We start from the raw sequence: 16,220 nt of genomic DNA, 5'->3' as shown, positions 1-16,220 counted from the left end.
GGCGTTTCTTTCTCAGACTTTATAAGCGAGGAAAGACTTAAGTTATTGCATTTTTAACGCTTGAACAAGATTAAAATCAATATGATCTAATTTATCAGGGTTTAATAAGATATACAGGTTTTGAAAACGATCCCTTTCAAGCGTCAATTCAAAACAAACTACACCTCTCACAGTACCTTGATAAGTATAAACGATATTAATCTCCTTATTAATTTCCACAATCGAAGTATCCCATTTACGTATTGCTTGAAAAGCTCGGGGAGATGTTAACAAGGATAGAACACGCTTTTGGTTAATGATTGGATTAATAGCTGCACGTACTTTACCTCCACCATCAGTGATAAGTACAGCATCTTCAGCCAGCAACTCCAACATCTTCTCTATATCATAATTATCGAAGGCAGAAACAAACCTCTCCACGAGCATTTTCCTTACTGACTTCGAGGCTATAGTTGCAGTATAGTCGGCAAGCATACTCCGTTTCGCTCGACTGAATATTTTCCGACAATTCGTCTCTGACTTAACCAAAATATCTGAGATTGTATCATAATCAAAATCAAATACTTCCCTTAGCAAAAAAACGGCTCTTTCCGTCGGGGTAAGACGTTCAAGCATGACAAGATAAGCATAAGATAGAGTTTCTTTACGTTCTACAGTCTGATCAGGCAAGTCATATTGTTCAATCACTGGTTCAGGTAACCATTCTCCGATGTATACTTCTTTTTTCTTATGTGCTGATTGCAAAATATTCAAGCAGCGGTTCGTCATCACTTTGGATAAATAGGCCTTTATATTTTTGATTTCTTTCAGTTCCTTCTTTTGAAGCTCTGTAAAACAATCTTGAACCGCATCTTCTGCATCCGATACGATTCCGAGCATTCGATAAGCAATGGAAAATGCATATGTTTTATATGTCCGATACAGATCGTCTAGATCGGAAAGTTCAGAAGCATGAAAATCATCCTCAATAATTGAACTTTTCAACGCGCCACCTGCTCTCTACTTAGGTTATTCCTGCTACAATGCCAAAAAGGAGCCAAGATGGCTCCAAAAATTGACGCTTTCTAGTACCGTTTATCTCCATTTTATCACTTAAAACATCCAGGAAACATACCGGTAGAGATTGCAATCCGATTCCAACTGTTAATTACATTAATGGCCATAATTAAGTCTACATATTCGATTTCTTCTACATGCTCCCTGACTTTCTCGTATACCGACAACGGTACGCCGGCATTCGATATATTTGTCACATATTCTGCGAGCTCCAGTACGGCTTTTTCCTTATCCGTGAATAGTGGAACTTCCCGCCATACGCTCAGCAGTAGGATTCGATCCGCATGGTCGCCCATCTTCATCAAATCTTTTGCATGTGAATCGATACAATAAGAGCACCCGTTAATTTGGGAAACACGAATTTTCACCAACTCGAACAATACTTTATCCACACTACTATTGCTTGCATATTTATCGAATGCCAGCATAGCTTGAAATGCCGGTTTATTAGCTGTTCGATAGTTGAATCTAAGGCTCATTTCATTCTCCTCCTCATTGTCGTATACCTATTAGACAAATAACCTATTCATTTTGTGACACTTCGATAAAATATAGGAATGACAGTCGGCTTTTCACATTAGTTCAATCCAAAATAAGTTCCAGTTTAATTTTCTTATTATTTGACAGTTTATCTCTAATATACTATCATCTAATTTAATAACCTTTAAATTAGACACTTGTTAAATTAGGATATAGGAGGTTGATTGTAACCCATGCAATTGGATAAGGTAGTCAGCTATCATAAGGCTCTTGCAGACCCTACAAGAATAAAAATTTTAATTCTGCTTGCTGACGGAGAACTTAATGGTCAACATTTAGCGGAAAAACTAAGTGTTACACCCGCAACAATAACTCACCATGCCACGAAACTGCGTGAAGCTAGTCTGATTAACGAGCGTAGAGATAAAAACACGATCTATTTTTCTCTAAACCATTATTTCATCAAGGATAACGCCACCGCTACACAAAATTTGATTTATAAAAAAGCTAATTCCAAAGGATGTACGGATATTTTGCATGAAGATCATAAGCGCATAAAGGATTCCGTCATTAAAAACTTCATTACACCTGCAGGAAAATTGAAAAGTATGCCCGTTCAACTGAAGAAAAAACTTATTATATTGGAACATCTAGTCATCCAGTTGGAAATTGGTCGAAAGTACAGCGAGAAGGAAATCAATGATTTTATTAAAAACTTCCATGAAGATTTCGCAACAATACGAAGGGAATTTATTATGCATCAATTCATGTTTAGAGAAAATCAAATTTACGAGTTAAATCCACAAGAAATGTGGGCGAGGTGGGAAGATTTAACGTGATGATAAATTCAAACAATAAACCACTCCATAACTTAGGAGTGGTTTATTTTTATCTACATTAAACAGGTCAGATGCTTGGGAGTCACGAGACATAGTATACAAATAATTAAAAATGACAAGGGACAATATTTGATTATTTAGGAATCTGCTAAAAATCGCAGTCTGATGTTTAGTTAGATGACTAGATAAAATGCCAATCCTGTTTTTTCTAAGCCAGCACAGTGCTATCAAGTATATTTAACTATTTATTACCATGAATTCGAGTGGATGTTCCATTAAAAGGAAATCAAATAGTCGCCTGTTTTGAAAAAAGGGTAAAAAAAGATGATTTCTATCCTAGGATATTCTCCCTTATTTAGATGAATGAACCCCCTGACGCTTCCTTGCGCATGTCATAAGATTTGTGTAGGCAACCAAGAAAGCAAACCTGTTTCAAAAAACAATTTTGAGGGGGATTTACAAAGTGAAAAGATCGTCGTTAGTTCTTATGAGTGTGATGTTAGTATTCACCATGTTTTTGGCGGCTTGTGGCAACAATGGTGGCAATAGCAACAATGGCGGCAGCACTCCAAGTGAAAGCCCGAAAGCAACTGATGCTCCTAAAGAAACCGAAGCTCCTAAAAAGAACATCACTTTACGCGTATTCTCCACATTTGGCGGTACCGATGCAGCTCGTGAAAGCTTCCAAGCTGCTCTAGATGAGTTTACAACGAAAAACCCTAACGTAAAAATCGTGAATGACACTATGTCAGCTAATGATGACGGTTTCAGAACTAAAGTGAACACAGATATGAACAGCGGCAACGAGCCGGACCTACTCTTCTACTTTATCGGTGCTGACGCTAAAGGCTTCATAGATGCAGGCAAAGTAGTTCCACTAAATGAAGTACTTGACGCTAATCCTGAGTGGCAAGCTGGCTTCACTCCAAGTGCTCTTGAGTTTGCAAGACAAAAAGATGGCAACATCTATGCAGCTCCACTAACTGGCTTCTATGAAGGTTTGTTCGTTAACAAAAAAATATTTGCTGATAACAAACTTGAGCTTCCTACAGATTGGGAAAAGTTGAAAACAGCAGTTTCGACGTTATCTGCTAAAGGCATCACGCCATTGGCTGCTCCATTTGACCAATCTCATTATATCATCGAGCATTTCATTCTTTCAGCAGCTGGTCCAGCTGGTCAAGATAAAGGCTTGAAGGATGGAATTGAACCGAACTGGGAAAAAGGCTACGCGGCTATGAAAGAACTTTATGATCTTGGCGCGTTCCCTAAAGATGCTGCAACAATCGATCTTGGTATGGCTTCCAACTACTACGGCCAAGGTCAAGCAGCAATGATTCTTGAAGGTTCATGGGCACTTGGCGGTTGGAGCGACAAACCAGATGTAATTGACAATACTACTGTTCTTCCTTTCCCTGTAGTACCAGGCGGAGCTGGCAGCGGTAATGACATTGTTGGCGGATTCGGCTCTGGTTTCTACCTGCCTAAGGCTACTTATGATAATGCAGATAAGAAAGACGCTGCTGTTGAATTGCTGAAACATATGACTTCTCCTGCTGTTATTCAAAAAATCGCTACTGCTAACGGTGGTACTCCTGCCGCTGAAGTGCAAATTGATGGTTTGAAACAAGCGGCACTTGATGGCTTTGCAATGGCTGCAAAATCCGCTTCAATCAACAACCCAGTAGATAGCAAAGTTTCACCTGAAACTTTCTCAACACTTCGTGCAAACGTTCAAAAAGTTGTAACTGGCAAGAAGTCACCTGCTGAGGCGCTTACTGAAGCGAAAGCAATTGAGGATGCTGCAGTGGCAGCTGCTGCTAAAAAATAATAATAGTCTCAATATTATAAGCATTATGATCTAATACGATATATGCCGCCCCTCTTCTCTGTGCGGGCGGCGTAATCATTTAAACTGTACTGGAAGAAAAATAAACATCAAAGGTGATAAATATGAAGGGCGATAAAAAGTATATCTTGATGTTTTTGTTCCCTATGCTAGCTTTAATGTCGATCTTTATTTATTATCCGTTCTTTAAAAGTTTATATCTTAGCTTTTATCGTACAACGGGCTTCTTTGAAAAGAACTTTGTTGGTTGGGATAACTATGAACGGGCGATATCGGATAAGCTGCTGGGTGCAGCAACATTGCACACATTAGAAATTATGCTTTATGTCATTGTTTTTCAAGTTGGTATCGCGCTGATACTTGCCGTACTCGTTGATAATATTACGAAGTTCAAGGGCTTTTTCCGTACCGTGTTTTTCTTCCCAGTTGTTATTTCTGGTACAGCGATTTCGTTACTGTTCGTTCTCTTCTACAACTATAACTTTGGTCTATTAAACAGTATTTTAACTAGCTTTGGATTAGAGAAAGTGCTTTGGCTCAGTGAAAGTAATGCTCTGAAAGCAGTATCCGTTCCTACGGTATGGCATTATGTTGGTTTTTATTTTGTATTATTTTTGACGGCGATGTCAAAAATCCCTGCTGATTATTATGAAGCGGCTAAGCTTGAAGGGATTACAGGTTTCAAGAAAACGACGATGCTGACGATTCCTTTGATTTTGAGTGACATAAAGGTTGTTATTACATTGGCTATTACCGGTACTATGAAGGTATTCGAGTTCATTTGGGTCGTTTCAAGAGGTCAGAACGGTACAGAAGTATTGGGAACTTATATGTATAAGAAAGCGATGGTCGATCAAAACTTCGGTTACGGCTCAACTGTTGCAATTTATATGGTTGTTTTCGGTGTTTTGCTAGCTTTGCTTGCCAACCGTTTGTTAAAAAGCGAAGAAATCACATACTAAGCTGTTATTAGGGGTGTACTTTTATGCAACAAACCATTAATGATGAACATAAAATTCGGCGAGTAAAACAAAGCCGGTTTAGTTTAGGAACCACCCTCATGTATGTTGTGTTGACAGCATGGTCCCTAACGACAATATATCCACTATTCTGGATAGTTAACAACTCATTCAAGATATCAAGTGATGTTATGAATAAATCCTTTTCATTAGCCTTGGACCCGGTGTTAGTTAACTATACGAATGCATTTGATCGAATATCGATAGGAAAAAGCTACATTAACAGCTTGATCATGTCTGGAGGCACAGTATTATTCGTATTATTGCTAGGCGGACTAGCAGCCTATGTATTATCTAGATTCAACTTTAAGGGAAAGAGAGCCATTTTTTCGCTACTCTACGCAACCTTGCTTGTACCAGCCTTTGCTACTGTCGTTCCTGTATATGAGATTCTCATTAAAACGAGTTTAGTTAATACGTATTGGGGATTGATCTTGCCGCAAACCGCTGGTAATTTAACCTTTGCTACATTGGTTATTGCAGGCTATATGGCTACCATCCCTAAGGAGCTGGAAGAAGCAGCGTTTATTGACGGCTGCAACAGATGGCAAATGTTCATTAAAATCTTTTTCCCGGTATCCAGACCGGCTTTCGCATCGGTAAGTATATTCGTGTTCTTATGGTCGTACAATGACTTGTTCTCTGCATTGATCTTTGTTAATAAAGAGAGCGTACGCCCAATTGTAGCCTTGTTGAATGAAATCAGCTCGCAATATGGAACTGACTTCGGTCTCATGGCAACAGCAGTAGCCCTTACCGTTATACCTGTATTGATTATTTATCTATTCATTTCGAAATTTATTGAGAAGGGTTTAACTGAAGGTGCTGTTAAAGGCTAGTAAGTTAACATTAAAAAGGCAAGTCAATGAGATCGTTATCCTCCTTGACTTGCCTTTTTTTGTAGATTAGCAATTGTTAATTGAAAGCCCTTTTTAATAACTCAACTTTCGCATCCTAAAATAGGCAGGTAACCCTTGATGTGGCTGGGCAAACACGCGATCCATTGCTGGGATTGTGTTTGAATGAGTGTTAATTAAAAATGGATTACCTTGTATGAGGGATAGATGTAGATGATTATCTCAGTTTGACTGTATTTTATCCTATCAAAATTTCATTCTAAGCGCCGGGTTGGAGTTTGACTGTATTTCATCCAGTCAAATCGACTGTTTGGTCCTGAAAAGGTTGCTAGCGTCGTATTAGAGTGGATAAATTCCATTCAAACACAAAGGAAATGGATTAAAAGACGATTAGACTGTACAAATTCCATTCAAACCGTCCGTTTTTTATAATAAGAATTTATAAGTTTCACTCTAATAATAGGCTTAACATTTAGCACGAAACATTGCTTTGCCGCCAAGGAAGACGACAGACGTTTACGCTTTGTCAAGCCTCTTGAATATGAGGTCAAAATCGCATGGATATAAACATTTCCAGATCGTTTTTGATCTGCGAAAGTTGAGTTAATAACATTAATTATAAGTCATCCATACCGTACTCCCTAAAGCTTCAAATCCTTGTTTGTACCAAAAATTCCTTGTATTATCTAGCGTATACACATACATTTTTTTATTCGGGTATTTCTCTTTTAACCAGTTCATAAAGTAAGCAGCGTATCCCTTGCCTTCAAATTCCTTCAGAACATCCAAAGCCTCAATAAATATGAAGTCGGTTTTGTTTTTGATATCTATATAGAAGTCACTTTCTAAATATTTCTCATCAGGGCTGAAATAATAATTTTCCGCCTTATGAACGAGCTGTTTGCCGCTATTATATTCCCAAATCACGCCATACCCTGCCATACTATTTTCAACTTCAATGACATAGATATCCTTCGGCAGCTCCGAGCTTTCTCTTTTACTCAACTCACCTGCATGATAGCCAGAGCTTAAATCACGTAGTATATTTTGCATTTCTTGATCAAATCGTTTCTCGATAATCGTCGGCATTTTGAATCTCCTTTTGTTATGTCTAGCTTGTATAGTCTTATAATACTACAAAATGCCCATCTAGCGACTCGTTATAATCGGTTTCTCCAGCGCGTAAAGCTCATCCTCGAGTGTTTGCATCCGTTCGAGCACCGTAGTGCGCGCGTCATTTATAGCATGATTATACAGATGAGGCCCAATTTCCTTTATCATAAAATCAAGCACTTCGCCCGCCGCAAGCGCTCCGATCGTTTCTGATCGCTCCAGCTCAAAAAACTGCTGAATCTGCTCAATGATCTGATCCCTCTGCTCCTTTGGCAGTTTCATTCCTATCATCTTCTCAGCCCCCTATTTTTCCTTTAAGTACGGTCACTGCTTGTCCCGACAAGAAAACGCGTTCTCCACCCTGCTTAACCTTTACGATGCCGCCGCGCTCTGACGCTTGATAGCCGACAAGCTCTTCCTTGCGAAGTCGCTTGGCCCAATATGGAGCTAATGCGCAGTGTGCCGAACCGGTTACCGGATCCTCATCGACTCCTATACCTGGAAAGAATGCTCTCGATACAAAGTCAAATGAAGCATTCGAAGAACGGCTCGTTACAATGACACCACGCGCTGGAAGCGTTGCGAACAGCTTAAAATCAGGCTTCAACGTACGAACCGTCTGTTCGCTGTCCACTTCAACGAAATAGTCCATCCGATTTCGTCCGGCAAACCGAGGTATTAGTCCTAGTCCCTGCACTAGCTCCTCGGGCACATTAGATGCTTCTGGCGGCTCGGCAGGAAAGTCCATCACAATCCAATCCTTCTCACAAACCGCAGTAAGCAGCCCGCTCTTCGTCATGAACCGTGCCGTTTCTGTTTGAGACAGCCCTCCTGTCTCCCATAATGTATGAGCGGCCGCAAGTGTAGCATGGCCGCACAGGTCGACCTCAGCCCGCGGAGTAAACCAACGCAGATCATAACCATCCGCACTAGGAACAACAAACGCTGTCTCGGACAAATTCATTTCCGATGCGACCTTCTGCATCCATCCCTCCTCCTGCGGAGTATCCAGCAAACATACTGCGGCAGGATTCCCTTTAAAACGCTCCTTGGTAAAGGCATCTACGATAAAGATCGCGACTTGCATGGTGCCATCATTCCTTTCATTATTACAGATCTTTTAAATATACCACTTCGAGACTGACCAAACAAAAAAGAACCTGCTCTCGTAAATGTTAGAGACGAATGGCCGCCCATTCTTCTTAACATTTCACGCGCAAGTTCTTATAAAGGTTATCCTTTGAGGGGAATTAGCAATTCGACCGGCTCTTCCTCCAAATGATGCTCATCGATATAAAATAATTCGATCGAAACGGCGTTTTCATGCTTCTCCAATCGCATCTCGTTTATCCAAATATTCAGTTGCTCATACCCTTCTCCAATACGTTTGTTCGAGCAGGCAACCATCGCATAGCGATGTGCTGGGATCGTAAACTGAGCCATTCCTGGAGGAAGCTCTTCCATGTGCTGCGCCTCGTAACAAGCCCAGTATGTCGCGAACACTTCATTACCGAAATACGGACTGTACAGCACCGTAGACTTCAATCCATCGTTCAACTCATGCTTTCGTGTCAAAAATTCGGATTGCAACCGAATGGCCTCATCCGGAAACGATGAATAGGGGCCGCAGTAGCTAATTCCAATTAATTGGAGTGCAGGCTTTGTGACGATTGAGCAGTTTTCCACGCGATTTCCTCCTTCTAATCTGTCAGGACTTGTGCGCTAGGATGAGCTTTATCTGCCCATAGTGTATCATGGTTTACTAGTAAATGGAAAGCACGTGAATCAATCTAATTCCAGTCGCCTCATGAATTCTTCCACCGCACTATAGCCCTGCTGCTTTAGATACCAATTATTGGCAGCCGCTTCAATTAGACCTGCCACATCTCTTCCCGGCTGCAGCTGAATTTCGATATGCGGGATCTGTACGCCCATATAATCCGTGAATGTAGGCTCCAGCTCCAGTTCATTGTTCAGCTCGTTGTCTCGCCACATGCTCAGCTCGATATCAAGCACAATTCGCGTCTCGTCTTGAAAAGCCTTTCTGCCGTACAATCGCACCACATTGACAAGGCCGACACTGCGAAGAGCAAGAAATTCCTTTGTCTTCTCATTATGACTGCCAAGCAGCGTTTGCGAGCTCAGTTTTTTTAGCACAACGATATCATCAGCTACAAGGCGATGTCCGCGTCTAATTAATGTATGCGCCGTTTCACTTTTACCAACGCCTGATTTGCCTCGCAGTAAAATGCCTATACCCGACACATTAAGGCAAACGCCGTGAACCGAGATTTCGGGTGCCAAAGATTTGAGCAGATACGCATCCAGCATACCTATAAACGATGCTGTCATAACCTTAGTACGCAGTAACGGGATACCTTCCTCATCACAATACTTAGTCAAATATTTCAAACCATCCTGACCAGAAGTAACGACAAAGCAAGGCGGATGATATTTTACAATATTACCGATATGATGATTTCGTTCCTCTTCAGTCAATGTGTGCAAATAGTTAATTTCCTTCTTGCCCAAAATTTGCACATGCTCCTGCGGAAAAAAATCAAAATATCCTACAAATTCGAGTCCAGGACGATACGCTCGCGCCTTCATGACATGACGATCCAGTTGATCCGCTCCTGCTAACACTTCTAACGAGAATCGCTCAGCAAGCTCTCTTACAACGATTGATTTCAATGCCTTGCCTCCTCTTTGCTGCTATGAAAACAGAGCCATTTTCTAAAATTATATTCTACATCGTATCCCATATCCCTGCCACTGTAACGAAATCGTCAACTGTTAACACGCTGAAAGTGACGTTATGAGCCGGTTGACAGATAATGTCTCACACCGACACGCCACACGAGTAGACAAGGTATTATAAAGATGATTCCAGCGACTGGAGATAAAATATAGACCAGCTCATTCCCAGTCGTTTTGTCTAAAATATAGAGCAAGGGCAAGTAGTTGACGCTGCCGAACGGTATAATAAAGGTGAAAAACCGCGTTACCCACTTCTGATAAATGTTCAGCGGGTACTGAGCCATCTCTTTCCCGCCATCCGTAAATATGTTTGCGATCTCAAGCCCTTGAATCGTCCAAAAGCACATCGTTGCCGTCAGTATAAAAATACCTGCAAAAATAAATACACCACTTATAATCATAAATAGTAGTGTGAACGCCTTGAGCAAGGTCCAGTCCACCGATAGCTCACTTATCGCCCAGATCAAAACCATCGCGCTCTGCAGCAGTCTCCCAACACGAGTAAATTCAAACCTGGAACCAAGCACTTGGATAATCGTGCCCCTCGGACGGACTAATACTCGGTCAAATTCGCCGTTTACGACCATGCTGGAGAAAGAATCGAACCCGCGAGCAAAGCACTCGCTTATTGCGAATGCCATATGAATAACTGAGAAGCAAAGTGCTACCTCCTGAAAGTCCCAGCCCTTAATCTGTCCAAAGCGTTCAAATAGAAAATACAAACCGGCAAAAACAGAAAAAGGAACAAGAAATTGCCCTAATGTAAGCAGCCAAAACGAGGTTCTGTACTGCATTTGTGATTTTAATAAAATAAATACATATTTGAAATAAAGCGTCATTTCCATCAGCCCCCTTGTACGACTACTCTTCGCAGCGATTTCGCCATAGCCATTCTTCCTGCTCCAACCAATACGAGAAGCCAAACAAGCTGTATGAGTATTCCAATCAACGCGTCCTCTTTCGAAATATGACCAGAGTATACGCGAAATGGAAAATCAGCCGTCCAACGAAACGGAAGCACATAGACGATAGTTTGCAGCCAAGCAGGCATGAGCGGAATCGGAATGATCATCCCCGCCAGAAATTCACCGATTACACCAAACAACAGCAGTGACCCCGTTGGAGACATTGTATAAAATACCGTTATGTACATCATCATGGAGATTGCCACAATCATAAGCAGCCCGATTAGTAACGCGCTTATAAATAGCAGCGCGGTGGCCAGATCTGAGGGAATCAGCAGCCGATATGGCTCAGGCAAAAAAAAGGCAACTGCCAAAATGGGCATACTTCGCAAAAGCGCACTCGCCAGACGCTGCGCAAGCAACTTGGCATACCATAATCCATAAATTCCGCTTGGTCTGCAAAGCTCATATGCTATATTTCCGCTTGTAATCAGCTGAAATAGCTCGTTGTCTCGGAACCATAACATTATAAAGGCTAAGAAAGCTTGCTGCAGCCATACATAAGAAATTAGCTGGGATAAAGATATAGGACTGGACGTTAATGATCCGCTGTAGAACGCCTCGTATACCATAATGATAATGAAGCCCCAGAAAAACTGTGTTGCTACTCCCGCGAGAGCAGCGGCGCGATACTGCAAACCATGATATAGACGTAGCTTAAAAACCGATACATACGCCTTCATTATATTTGATGCTCCTTATAAAGCTGTACAATCATATCCTCAATCGGCATCGTGTCGATCGATACATCCAGCAGATCCACCTGCTCAGACAATCGAATCAACACCTCTGAAATGACCGCCTGCTCTGTGTCAACACTCAGCACTGCTCTTTCAGGCGACCATGATTCAAGCACCGCTCCTGGCACCTGAAGAGGCTCAGCTTGATGCCGATATTCAACAGTAATTGTTTTGCGTGTACCAAATTGATTGCGAATCCCATTAATACTGCCATCATAGAGCAGCTTCCCCTTGCCAATCAGAATAATTCGCTGCGCCAGCGCTTCAATATCGTTCATATCATGAGTTGTCAAAATGACGGTTACACCCTTCTCTTCATTAATCTTGCGAATAAATCGGCGAACAGCAATTTTAGATACCGCATCCAGACCAATTGTAGGCTCGTCTAGAAAAAGTATGCTCGGACTATGCAGCAAGGAAGCAGCGATTTCGCAGCGCATTCGTTGACCTAGGCTGAGCTGTCTAACCGGCATTTGGATGATTTCCTGCAGCTCGAGCGTTTCGGTTAACAGCGCCAAATTACTTTGATATTCCTGCTCAGGCACTTTATAAATATCCCGCAGCAGCTCGAAGGAATCGATTACCGGAACATCCCACCACAGCTGCGATCGTTGACCAAATACAACGCCGATATGCTTTACGTATGCGACTCGATCCTTCCATGGTGTAAAGCCTTTGATCGTACATGTCCCGCTGTCAGGTACGAGGATGCCGCTCATTACCTTGATTGTTGTTGATTTGCCTGCGCCATTAGGACCGATATAGCCGACAATTTCACCGGGCTCGATTGAAAATGAAATATCATTAAGCGCTTCCAATTTGGTGAACTCCCTGCGAAACAATGACTTAAACGCTTGTCCTAGTCCTGACGAACGCTTTGCAACCTGATAGGTTTTATTTAAACCACTTATCGTAATCAATTTTTTTGACCTCCGCTCTAGTTATAGGAAACGTATAATAACATAGCAAAATATACTTGTCTATCCTTTTATTCACTTTTCTCATCGTAAATAAGAAACAAAAAACATCAAGTCACAAGGACCTGATGCTTTTCAAACTTATCTATTTATTTAAAAGTTAAAAACAAAATCATCATCATTAAGCGGCTCAACGTGAACGGTACGTACATAGCCGTTACCCTTCTGAGAGAAGAAGTCATGCTGCTTCGTGTGTGTGCTTATGCCATTAAATACGATAGGGTTAACTGACTCATCTTCAGGGAATTGAGGCTCCATTCCGAGGTTCATAAGCGCCTTGTTCGCATTGTAGCGGATGTACACGTTCACTTCTTCAGTTAGACCAAGCGGAGTGTACAGATGCTCTGTGTACACAATCTCGTTCTCATAGAGCTCGTTCAGCAATGCATACAGCTCGATTTTCAGCTGTGCTTGATCTTCGCTGCTAAAGGTTTCGTACAGCTCCTGCGCCAGCACACCAACATACAAGCCGTGAATACTCTCGTCACGCAAGATCAAGTTGATAATTTCACCGCTGCTCGTCATTTTACCTTGTCCTGCCAAGTATAGCGGATAGAAGAAGCCGCTGTAGAACAGGTAGCTCTCCAAGAATACGGAAGCAGCCATTGCCTTATACAGCTCTTTAGGGCCAGTGATGTTCTCGTACCAGGAAGATATCAATGCCGCTTTCTTCTGCAGCTGTTCATTTTGCTCTACCCATAAGAAGATTTCGTCGATCTCTTCTCCAGAAGCGAGTGTTGTGAAAATGCTGCTATATGATTTAGCGTGAATTTGCTCCATCATCGACATAAATGAAAGTACCGCTTTACGCTGCAAGCCTTCAACATGCTCCAAAATTTTCGGCATGCCGATTCCGCCTTGAATCGTATCGAGCAGCGTTAGACCTCCGAGCACGTTTTTGTATAACGTGCGCGCATCGTCGGTCATTTCCATCCAGTCCATTTTATCGTCAGACAAAGGAATTTCTTCATCTGTCCAAAATTGCATAACGTTTTGTTGCCAGAACGTTAAGGTGAAATCATCGTCCGGCCGATTCCAGTTTACTGCTTTCATTAGGTGAGCTCCTTCTTTGCTACGTAAGCGTCTATCTAGCGTAACCGTTCATTTAAAATTAAACTGCGCAGCTCGTACATTCCTCAACCGTAAGCCGCTTTGTTCTTGTATAATACAGCGATTTGAGACCTTTTTGAGCCGCGTAAACGTAGAAGCGCGCTAGCTCTCGAGTTGACACATTACTATTTACATGCAGAACGGAAGAAATACCTTGATCCACATGCTGCTGAATTTCAGCAATAAGATCAATCAGCTTGAACTGATCAATGTTGTAGGCCGATTTATAGTAGAAATAATTTTCTTGTGCCAAATAAGGCATCGGATAATATGTTGTCGAGTTCGCATAAGTGCGAGTCTCGATATGCTCAACAATCGGCATAACGCTCGAAGTAGCATTTTGGATATACGAAATGCTTTGCGTTGGTGCAATAGCAAGACGATAAGCATGGAATAGACCATGGGTTTGCACATTTTGCTTCAGGTTTGCCCAATCCTGCGGCGATGGAATGTCCATGCCTTCGAACAGTTCTTTCACGCGAGCTGTCTTCGGACGGAAATCATTCTCTACATAACGATCGAAGTAAGTGCCCTTCGCATATTCAGAACGATCAAAGTCTTTGAATGTAACACCGCGATCTTTAGCAATTTCCATACTTTGCTCGATGGAATAGTAATTCATCATCATAAAAAATACGCCGGCAAAATCTTTCGCTTCTTCACTTTCATAAGCGATTTTGTTTTTTGCCAAGTAACCATTCAGGTTCATTGCACCAAGACCAACCGAGTGAAGCTCTTCATTCGCCTTGCGCACGCCTGGCGCATTGTCGATTTTGGACAAGTCGCTAACCGTTGTTAGTGCTTCTATGCCAACATGAACGGATTCCTTCACTTTCTTGCTTTCCATTACATTGACGATGTTAAGGGAAGCCAAATTGCAGCTAATATCCCGTCTTATAATATCCTCATAGCCGTAATCTTTAATTTCGGATGTCTCTTGCAGCTGGAAGATTTCTGTGCACAGGTTAGACATCTTGATAGAGCCGATATCTTTCAAAGCGTGAGCGCTGTTCGCGTTGGATTTGTTCATGATGTATGGGTAGCCTGATTCAAGCTGAATCGAAGCGATTTTTGTCAGCATGTCGCGTGCATTCATTACTTTCTTCTTCGTAACAAGTTCATTAGCAAGCAATTCCTCGTACATCTCGTCCATATCCATGTCATCTAGATGTATGTCATAAGCCTTCAGTACGGAGTGTGGTCCAAATACATAAAGAGGTTTGTTCTGAGCGGCAAGCTCGTAAAATTTATTCGGTATGATAAGGCCGATCGACAACGTTTTAATACGTGATTTCTCATCTGCATTAATTTTTTTGCAATCTAGAAATTCTATAATATCCCAGCCAAACACATTGTAATAGCCTGCTCCGGATCCTTTGCGTTGGCCCATTTGATCCGCGTAGGAGAATGCATCCTCCATCAGCTTCAGCACAGGCATAATGCCTTTAGCTGCGCCCTCTACACCTTTTATCGGTTCACCGCGTCCGCGAAGCTTGGACAGGTTGACAGCTACGCCTCCGCCAATCTTGGAGAGCTGCATGCATGTGCCTAGTACGTAGTTGATAGAGTTAAGAGAATCATCCATCTCAAGCAAGAAACATGATACCATTTCGCCGCGACGGCTTTTACCAGCGTTCAAGAACGTTGGTGTTGCCGGCTGCAAGCGCTGATCGATCATAGCATCGGCGATTCTAAGCGCTCTGGCAGCATCGCCTTGTCCAAGATGCAACGCGACAATTGCTACACGGTCGGGATATTGCTCTAAATATTGCGCTTTATCGTTTGATTTCATTGCGTAATCTTTATAAAATTTCGATATCGCCATATAGGACTGGAATTCAAAGCCGCTGTTTGATGTTAATGTAAAAACTTCTTCAATCTGCTCATATGTATATTTCTCATATACATTATCGTAATAATCGTTTTCGATTAAGTAGTCTAGCTTGTGACGAAGGGAATCGAACTTCATGCTCTTCTCTTCTACTTCTACCATAAATGCGGCAACTGCCTCTTTATCTTTATCCAGCTGGTAAAATCCATCCGCACCGCGTTGCATCAATTCATTGTTCAATTCAATATGCTTCAATGGTTCGCACCCTTTCGACAAAATGTTGCGTATCTTGACTCGTTCCAGACAATTCAAACTTTAAAATGACAGGCACATCATACAGTTCAGAGATTGTATCCGCACTCTTGGCAAACCCTGTTCCCCAGTTGCGGTTACCGCTCGCAGACACGCCGCGGAGCATCTCGGAATTACTTTCCAAAAAAGACGTCACCTTCTCTGGAACTTGGCCGAACCCTGTTGTGTACGTTACAAGCACGAACGGCTCGTCCACCGCTTTTTGCTCATCGATTCGCATGCTGCGCATGTTCAATTTATTAATAAAACGTTTGACATTGCCTGTTTTAGAATCATAAACAACTAGCATTGCACGTTCGCTCCCCTACTGTA

The 16,220-nt window shown here is 41.9% G+C and carries 17 protein-coding genes; 4 read left to right on the top strand and 13 right to left on the bottom strand.

Translation table 11 applies throughout. The features are described 5' to 3' along the window. Positions 1-42: 42 nt before the first annotated feature. Both AC0YN7_RS01820 and AC0YN7_RS01815 read right to left on the bottom strand, forming a co-directional pair. On the bottom strand, positions 43-984 hold the full coding sequence (locus AC0YN7_RS01820; RefSeq protein ID WP_475808236.1) for an RNA polymerase sigma-70 factor: 942 nt from the start codon (positions 982-984) through the stop codon (positions 43-45). 104 nt (positions 985-1,088) lie between these two features. Continuing rightward, positions 1,089-1,535, bottom strand: a complete 447-nt coding sequence (locus AC0YN7_RS01815) for a carboxymuconolactone decarboxylase family protein (RefSeq protein WP_475808235.1) — start codon at positions 1,533-1,535, stop codon at positions 1,089-1,091. A gap of 234 nt (positions 1,536-1,769) precedes the next feature. On the opposite strand from AC0YN7_RS01815, the gene AC0YN7_RS01810 reads away from it, so the two are divergent. From AC0YN7_RS01810 to AC0YN7_RS01795, 4 genes are all read left to right on the top strand, one after another. Then, positions 1,770-2,375 carry a DUF2087 domain-containing protein gene (locus AC0YN7_RS01810; RefSeq protein WP_475808234.1) on the top strand — a complete coding sequence of 202 codons (606 nt, stop codon included), beginning with the start codon at positions 1,770-1,772 and terminating at the stop codon, positions 2,373-2,375. Positions 2,376-2,838: 463 nt separating this feature from the next. Next, the gene (locus AC0YN7_RS01805; RefSeq protein ID WP_475808233.1) at positions 2,839-4,206 is read left to right on the top strand and encodes an ABC transporter substrate-binding protein; all 1,368 of its coding nucleotides are present in this window, start codon (positions 2,839-2,841) and stop codon (positions 4,204-4,206) included. 122 nt (positions 4,207-4,328) lie between these two features. Further along, positions 4,329-5,186: a carbohydrate ABC transporter permease gene (locus AC0YN7_RS01800; protein ID WP_475808232.1), complete on the top strand. Its 858-nt coding sequence runs from the start codon at positions 4,329-4,331 to the stop codon at positions 5,184-5,186. 23 nt (positions 5,187-5,209) lie between these two features. Next, the gene (locus AC0YN7_RS01795) at positions 5,210-6,082 is read left to right on the top strand and encodes a carbohydrate ABC transporter permease (RefSeq protein WP_475808231.1); all 873 of its coding nucleotides are present in this window, start codon (positions 5,210-5,212) and stop codon (positions 6,080-6,082) included. 630 nt (positions 6,083-6,712) lie between these two features. Here AC0YN7_RS01795 and AC0YN7_RS01790 read toward each other — a convergent pair. The 11 genes from AC0YN7_RS01790 to nrdI all read right to left on the bottom strand — a co-directional run bounded on the left by AC0YN7_RS01790 (position 6,713) and on the right by nrdI (position 16,197). Continuing rightward, the gene (locus AC0YN7_RS01790; protein ID WP_475808230.1) at positions 6,713-7,189 is read right to left on the bottom strand and encodes a GNAT family N-acetyltransferase; all 477 of its coding nucleotides are present in this window, start codon (positions 7,187-7,189) and stop codon (positions 6,713-6,715) included. 60 nt (positions 7,190-7,249) lie between these two features. Next, positions 7,250-7,504, bottom strand: a complete 255-nt coding sequence (locus AC0YN7_RS01785) for a DUF2164 domain-containing protein (RefSeq protein ID WP_475808229.1) — start codon at positions 7,502-7,504, stop codon at positions 7,250-7,252. 4 nt (positions 7,505-7,508) lie between these two features. Beyond that, positions 7,509-8,300 (bottom strand): PhzF family phenazine biosynthesis protein, encoded by a 792-nt coding sequence (locus tag AC0YN7_RS01780; protein WP_475808228.1) that lies wholly within the window; start codon positions 8,298-8,300, stop codon positions 7,509-7,511. Positions 8,301-8,446: 146 nt separating this feature from the next. After that, the gene (locus AC0YN7_RS01775; RefSeq protein WP_475808227.1) at positions 8,447-8,899 is read right to left on the bottom strand and encodes a GyrI-like domain-containing protein; all 453 of its coding nucleotides are present in this window, start codon (positions 8,897-8,899) and stop codon (positions 8,447-8,449) included. Positions 8,900-8,998: 99 nt separating this feature from the next. Next, positions 8,999-9,907, bottom strand: coding sequence for an HPr(Ser) kinase/phosphatase (hprK, locus tag AC0YN7_RS01770; protein ID WP_475808226.1), 909 nt, complete (start codon positions 9,905-9,907; stop codon positions 8,999-9,001). Positions 9,908-10,029: 122 nt separating this feature from the next. After that, positions 10,030-10,812: an ABC transporter permease gene (locus AC0YN7_RS01765; protein ID WP_475808225.1), complete on the bottom strand. Its 783-nt coding sequence runs from the start codon at positions 10,810-10,812 to the stop codon at positions 10,030-10,032. Between the two features lie 5 nt (positions 10,813-10,817). Next, complete coding sequence (locus AC0YN7_RS01760; RefSeq protein WP_475808224.1) at positions 10,818-11,621, bottom strand: ABC transporter permease; 804 nt, start codon at positions 11,619-11,621, stop codon at positions 10,818-10,820. Beyond that, positions 11,621-12,598, bottom strand: coding sequence for an ABC transporter ATP-binding protein (locus AC0YN7_RS01755; protein WP_475808223.1), 978 nt, complete (start codon positions 12,596-12,598; stop codon positions 11,621-11,623). The genes AC0YN7_RS01760 and AC0YN7_RS01755 overlap by 1 nt, the downstream gene beginning before the upstream one ends. A gap of 150 nt (positions 12,599-12,748) precedes the next feature. After that, a complete protein-coding gene (nrdF, locus tag AC0YN7_RS01750; protein ID WP_475808222.1) occupies positions 12,749-13,708 on the bottom strand; it encodes a class 1b ribonucleoside-diphosphate reductase subunit beta in 960 nt (319 codons plus the stop codon). 58 nt (positions 13,709-13,766) lie between these two features. Continuing rightward, positions 13,767-15,851, bottom strand: coding sequence for a class 1b ribonucleoside-diphosphate reductase subunit alpha (gene nrdE, locus AC0YN7_RS01745; RefSeq protein WP_475808221.1), 2,085 nt, complete (start codon positions 15,849-15,851; stop codon positions 13,767-13,769). Continuing rightward, the gene (gene nrdI / locus AC0YN7_RS01740; protein WP_475808220.1) at positions 15,838-16,197 is read right to left on the bottom strand and encodes a class Ib ribonucleoside-diphosphate reductase assembly flavoprotein NrdI; all 360 of its coding nucleotides are present in this window, start codon (positions 16,195-16,197) and stop codon (positions 15,838-15,840) included. The genes nrdE and nrdI overlap by 14 nt, the downstream gene beginning before the upstream one ends. Positions 16,198-16,220: the final 23 nt, after the last annotated feature.

It is taken from the genome of Paenibacillus sp. J31R122 (genome assembly GCF_056269185.1).
This window is presented reverse-complemented; position numbering and strand designations above follow the sequence as displayed.

Excerpts from the sequence above, each read along its gene's own strand:
- AC0YN7_RS01795 (WP_475808231.1), top strand. The coding sequence starts at position 5,210 with ATGCAACAAACCATTAATGATGAACATAAAATTCGGCGAGTAAAACAA.
- AC0YN7_RS01790 (WP_475808230.1), bottom strand. The coding sequence starts at position 7,189 with ATGCCGACGATTATCGAGAAACGATTTGATCAAGAAATGCAAAATATA.
- AC0YN7_RS01815 (WP_475808235.1), bottom strand. The coding sequence starts at position 1,535 with ATGAGCCTTAGATTCAACTATCGAACAGCTAATAAACCGGCATTTCAA.
- nrdI (WP_475808220.1), bottom strand. The coding sequence starts at position 16,197 with ATGCTAGTTGTTTATGATTCTAAAACAGGCAATGTCAAACGTTTTATT.
- nrdF (WP_475808222.1), bottom strand. The coding sequence starts at position 13,708 with ATGAAAGCAGTAAACTGGAATCGGCCGGACGATGATTTCACCTTAACG.
- AC0YN7_RS01780 (WP_475808228.1), bottom strand. The coding sequence starts at position 8,300 with ATGCAAGTCGCGATCTTTATCGTAGATGCCTTTACCAAGGAGCGTTTT.
- AC0YN7_RS01810 (WP_475808234.1), top strand. The coding sequence starts at position 1,770 with ATGCAATTGGATAAGGTAGTCAGCTATCATAAGGCTCTTGCAGACCCT.
- AC0YN7_RS01760 (WP_475808224.1), bottom strand. The coding sequence starts at position 11,621 with ATGAAGGCGTATGTATCGGTTTTTAAGCTACGTCTATATCATGGTTTG.
- AC0YN7_RS01785 (WP_475808229.1), bottom strand. The coding sequence starts at position 7,504 with ATGATAGGAATGAAACTGCCAAAGGAGCAGAGGGATCAGATCATTGAG.
- AC0YN7_RS01765 (WP_475808225.1), bottom strand. The coding sequence starts at position 10,812 with ATGACGCTTTATTTCAAATATGTATTTATTTTATTAAAATCACAAATG.
- AC0YN7_RS01800 (WP_475808232.1), top strand. The coding sequence starts at position 4,329 with ATGAAGGGCGATAAAAAGTATATCTTGATGTTTTTGTTCCCTATGCTA.